The organism is Ensifer sp. 22521, assembly GCF_052044795.1.
In the GTDB taxonomy this organism is placed as follows: domain Bacteria; phylum Pseudomonadota; class Alphaproteobacteria; order Rhizobiales; family Rhizobiaceae; genus Ensifer.
In genome coordinates, this window is record NZ_JBQENM010000065.1 from 1 (window position 1) to 5,397 (window position 5,397).

Below are 5,397 nucleotides of genomic sequence, written 5' to 3' on the forward strand. Positions count from 1 at the left end.
GGCGACGACACGCTCATAGACGATGACAATGCGGCCTCTTCCGGCAATGACATTCTCAACGGCGGATCGGGCAACGACACACTCTACAGCTACGGCGGGGCCGACACGCTCGACGGTGGCGACGGCGAGGACACGGCGGTGATCGACCGCTCGACGGCAACGGCTGCGCTCAATATCTCGATGATCAGCACGACGGCAGCCACCGCGATCGGCGATGGCACGACCTTCGTCAATGTCGAGCACGTCCAGATCACCGGCGGTTCGGGCGACGACGTCATCACCACGTTGGACGGGAATGATCAGCTTTACGGTGGTGACGGCGACGATACCTTCGACGCCGGAGGTGGCAACAACACGATTTTCGGCGATGCAGGAGCCGACACCGTCAAGCTCACCGGCATGCTGAGCGACTACCAGATATCGGTCCTCACTGCGACCGATGTTCAGTTGTTCGACCTTCGAAGCTCCACCTACACCGCCGCCTATTCGGTAGAGTCGTTTGCCTTCTCCGACGGAATACGGACATTCAGTCAACTCATTCATTCGCCGACGAGCCTCGCGCTGTCAGCGGCGCAAGTGGCCGAAAACAGCGCACAGGGCACGGTCGTCGGGACGTTCTCGTCCACCGACCCGGATTCCGGGGACACACTCGCCTATACCCTCGTGGATGATGCCGGTGGCCTGTTTGCCCTTTCGGGCGACCAGCTGGTGGTCAACGGCGCGCTCGATTTCGAGACGGCCTCGTCACACCAGATCACCGCGCGCGTCACCGACGGCAGCGGCAACACCTACGACAAGGTGTTCACCATCGGCATCGCCGACATCGAAGATACTGTGAACCAGCCGCCGACCGATATCTTGCTCTCGGCGAACACGGTCGACGAGAACAGCACGGCCGGCACGATCGTCGGCGCGCTCGGCGCCACAGATCCCGACAGTGGCGAGACGTTCACATTCTCTCTTCTTGACAATTCCGGTGGAGCATTCGCCATCTCCGGCAGCGACCTCGTCGTCGCCGGACCACTCGACCACGAGGCGGGAGCAAGCCGCCAGGTCACCGTTCGGGTGACCGACAGTCAGAACCACACCTTCGACAAGACCTTCACGGTCGAGCTTGCGAATCTCAACGACAATCAACCGGTGTTCTCATCCGGCACGACGGCGAGCTTTGGTGAGAACGGAGCCGGCACGGTCTGTGATGCCGACGCGACCGATGCCGACAATCTCGAGGCGCTGAGCTACGCGCTGTCGGGCACTGATGCAGCGCTGTTCGATATCGATTCCGCTACCGGCGTGGTCACCTTCAAGAACGCGCCCGACTTCGAGACACCGCTCGACGCCAATGGTGACAACACCTACGACATCATCGTCACCGCCTCCGACGGCACGCTCACCACTGACCGGGCGGTTGCCATCACGGTCACCAACCAGAACGACAACGCGCCGGTGTTCTCGTCCGACACGACGGCGAGCTTTGCCGAGAATGCCACCGGCACAGTCTATGATGCCGACGCGACCGATGCCGACAATCTCGGGGCGCTGAGCTACGCGCTGTCGGGTACGGATGCGACGCTGTTCGATATCGATTCCGCTACCGGCGCGGTCACCTTCAAGGTGGCGCCCGACTTCGAGTCTCCGGCCGACGCCGGCGGTGACAATACCTACGATATCATTGTCACTGCCTCCGATGGCACGCTCGCGACCGATCGCAATGTCGCGATCAGTGTGACCAACGTCAATGAAGCGCCCAACAACATTCTGTTGTCTGCCAGTACGGTGAATGAGTATGCGAACGATGGAACGCTCGTCGGGACGCTGACAGCTGCCGACCCGGATGCTGTCGACCAACAATCTTTCGCGCTGATCGAGAATGCAGGTGGCCGGTTTGTCCTTGTAAACGGCAACCAACTCGTGGTCGCCAATGGCATAGCGTTGGATTATGAGCAGGCAGCAGCCCATCAGATCACGGTGCGTGCGACGGACACTGGCGGCAATTACATCGATCGGGTGTTGACAATTGCCGTTGCGGATATCAACCCTGAGACTGTCAGCGGGACGATTGGCAACGACACGATCTACGGAGGAGGTGGCAATGACCAACTCCTGGGTAATTTTGGAAACGACACACTCGTCGGCGGCGACGGCGACGATCTCCTAGCGGGGCAATACGATGTTGATGTCCTGACCGGCGGTGCTGGTGTCGATCAGTTCAACGGCAGCGTGACCGACTGGAACGGCGACAGGATCACCGACTACGAGCATGGCGAGAAGCTCTACGTGGCCTTCGGGCTGTCGACTGCCAACGGCTATCGCCTGCGCTACTCCGCCACCGATACATTCATCGACATCGACGGCAACGGCGACGGAAATTTCGACAGTAGCTTTACCCTTTCCGGTATCATCACTGGCACGCTTACGGTTCAGCGGATCGATTCGACCTATACGCAACTGATCATCGTCGGAAATTCCGCGCCTGCGATCAGTTCGAATGGCGGCGGCGATACCGCAGCAATTTCGGTTGCAGAGAACACCGCGGTGACCACGACAGTGACGGCGAGTGATCCAGACGCCGGACAGAGCCTGAGCTACTCGATTGCAGGCGGCGCCGATTCGATCCATTTCCAGATCGACTCGGGCACGGGTGTTCTGAGCTTCGTGACGGCGCCAGATTTTGAGGCCCCTTCCGATGTGGGCGCCGACAACGGATATGAAGTGACCGTGCAGGTCTCCGACGGCAACGGCGGCATCGACACGCAAACGATCGCCGTTACGGTAACCAACCAGAACGACAATGTACCGGTGTTCAACTCCGGCACGACGGCGAGCTTTGCCGAGAATGGGCCCGGCGTTGCCTATGATGCCGATGCCAGCGATGCCGACAATCTCGGTGCGCTGACCTATTCGCTGTCCGGCACGGACTCCGCGCTGTTCAACATCGACGCTGCGACCGGTGCTGTCACTTTCAAGGATGCGCCTGACTTCGAGGCACCGGCCGATGCGGATGGCGACAATGTCTACGACATCGTCGTCACTGCCTCCGATAGCACGCTCACCGTCGATCGGGCGGTTGCCATCACGGTCAACAACGTCAATGACAATGCGCCGGTGTTCACCTCCGGCACGACGGCGAGCTTCGCCGAGAATGGGGCCGGCACGGTCTATCACGCCGACGCCAGCGATGCCGACAATCTCGGCGCGCTGACCTTCACGTTGTCGGGGGCGGACTCCGCACTGTTCAACATCGACGCCGCGACCGGTGCTGTCACCTTCAAGGCGGCGCCCGACTTCGAGGCACCGGCCGATGCGGATGGCGACAATGTCTACGACATCATGGTCACTGCCTCCGATGGCACGCTCAGCACCGACCAAGCCGTCGCCATCACCGTAACAGATGTACCGAATATGATCATCGGTGATGAATTTGACAACGTGCTTGTTGGGACTAGCGAAGACGAGACAATTCTTGGGCTCGGCGGAAACGACACGATTGCGGGGGGAGGAGGTGACGACAATTTGCGCGGCGGGTCAGGGTCAGATGTCCTCGATGGCGGCGAAGGAAACGACATCATTCACTACGGCTTCCTGGACAGTGCCTTGGGTGACACGATCGACGGCGGAGCCGGAATCGACACCATCTCAGTGGAAGGAAACAACAGTGATCTTTACCAGGTAAACATCACGGGCGTGGAGCGCCTGGCGTTCGATACCACTTCTGCCGCATCGGTGTGGCTCAGCAACGATGATGTCGGAACTGGCCAGATAAATACCTTCGTAGGCAGCTCATTTTCCGATCAGTTATCCGTGCGTGTCACCTCTCTTTCGGGAGGAACGGCTGACCTTAGTACCAGTGCATTTCAGAACTGGGGTCCGAATGACAGCATCGAGCTGATAGGCTCCCAATCCAACGATGTGTTAATTGGCTCCGTGGTTGACGATGTCATATTCGGCAATTCTGGGGCAGACACCATGCAAGGTGGGGCGGGGAGCGACAAGTTCAGCTTTAATACTGGCGATGTCGCAAGTGGTGAATCGATTGACGGCGGGGGCGGAACGGATCAGCTGCTCGTCTTCGGGAATAACGACTTTCGCTTGGCCACGCTTAACTCGATTGAATTGTTGGCCTTCGGCGGATCCACTATTCCCGCAACCGTCACTTTCTCCTCGACGCAGATCGGAGCGGGATTGTCCCTGGACGTCTCCATCATAGGCAATGCTGGGGCCAACTCAATCAACATTCTGATGGATGCGCCGGGAACGCTCGATATCGGAGCATGGACGTTCTCGAACTGGAATTCCAGCGACTCAATCTACATGGGCGGGTCAGTATCGGCAGACGTCCTCATTGGATCATCCCAAGCGGACCTGATCCAGGGCAACTTCGGCAACGACACGCTCGTCGGCGGCGACGGCGACGATCTCCTCGCCGGGCAATACGATGTTGATGTCCTGACCGGTGGTGCTGGCGTCGATCAGTTCAACGGCAGCGTGTCCGACTGGAACGGCGACAGGATCGCCGACTACGAATACGGCGAGAAAATCATGGTGGCCTTCGGGTCCCACTCCACAGGTGCCTATCGTCTCCGTACGACAACAACGGACAGCTTCATCGACATCGATGGAAACGGCGATGGGGTTTTTGACAGTACCATCGTGCTCTCAGGCCAAATCAATGGCGTGTTGACCGTGACCGCGGCGGCCGATCCTGTCTATGCCCAACTTGTGATCACGCAGAGTACCGCTCCGACCATCACGTCGGATGGCGGTGGCGATACAGCTCAGATCTCGGTTGCCGAACACACGACGGCGCTGACCACTGTCATGGCAACCGATCCCGATACCGGTGAGACGCTCACCTACTCCATCGTCGGCGGATTTGATGCCAATCTGTTCGCGATCGACGGCCAGTCGGGAGTTCTGTCGTTTGTGACGGCCCCCGACTTCGAGAATCCGGACCTCAATGGCGGAGTTTTCGACCAGTTTTATCAGGTCGTCGTGCAGGCGGACGATGGGCATGGCGGATTGGACGCCCAGACTATTACGGTCACCATCACCAACGTCAACGACAACGCACCGGTGTTCACCTCCGGCACGACGGCCAGCTTCGCCGAAAACGGGACCGGCACGGTCTATGATGCCGACGCCAGCGATGCCGACAACCTCGGCGCCTTGACCTATTCGCTGTCTGGCACGGACTCCGCGCTGTTCAACATCGACGCCGCGACCGGTGTTGTGACCTTCAAGGCTGCACCCAACTTCGAGGCACCGGCCGACGGGGATGGCGACAACATTTACGACATCGTCGTCACCGCCTCCGACGGCACGCTCGCCACTGACCGGGCGGTCGCCATCACGGTCACCAACGTCAACGACAATGCCCCGGTGTTCTCGTCTGGAGCG

General features: G+C 59.7%; 1 protein-coding gene and 1 pseudogene. Both read left to right on the forward strand.

The genetic code is table 11. The annotated features are described in order from the left end of the window. Positions 1 to 15: 15 nt before the first annotated feature. A pseudogene (locus tag ACTJKE_RS36460) lies at positions 16 to 123 on the forward strand (hypothetical protein); the annotation flags it as partial. 15 nt (positions 124 to 138) lie between these two features. After that, positions 139 to 5,397: cadherin domain-containing protein (locus ACTJKE_RS36465; RefSeq protein ID WP_440693897.1), on the forward strand; the 5,259-nt coding region annotated here is incomplete at its 3' end.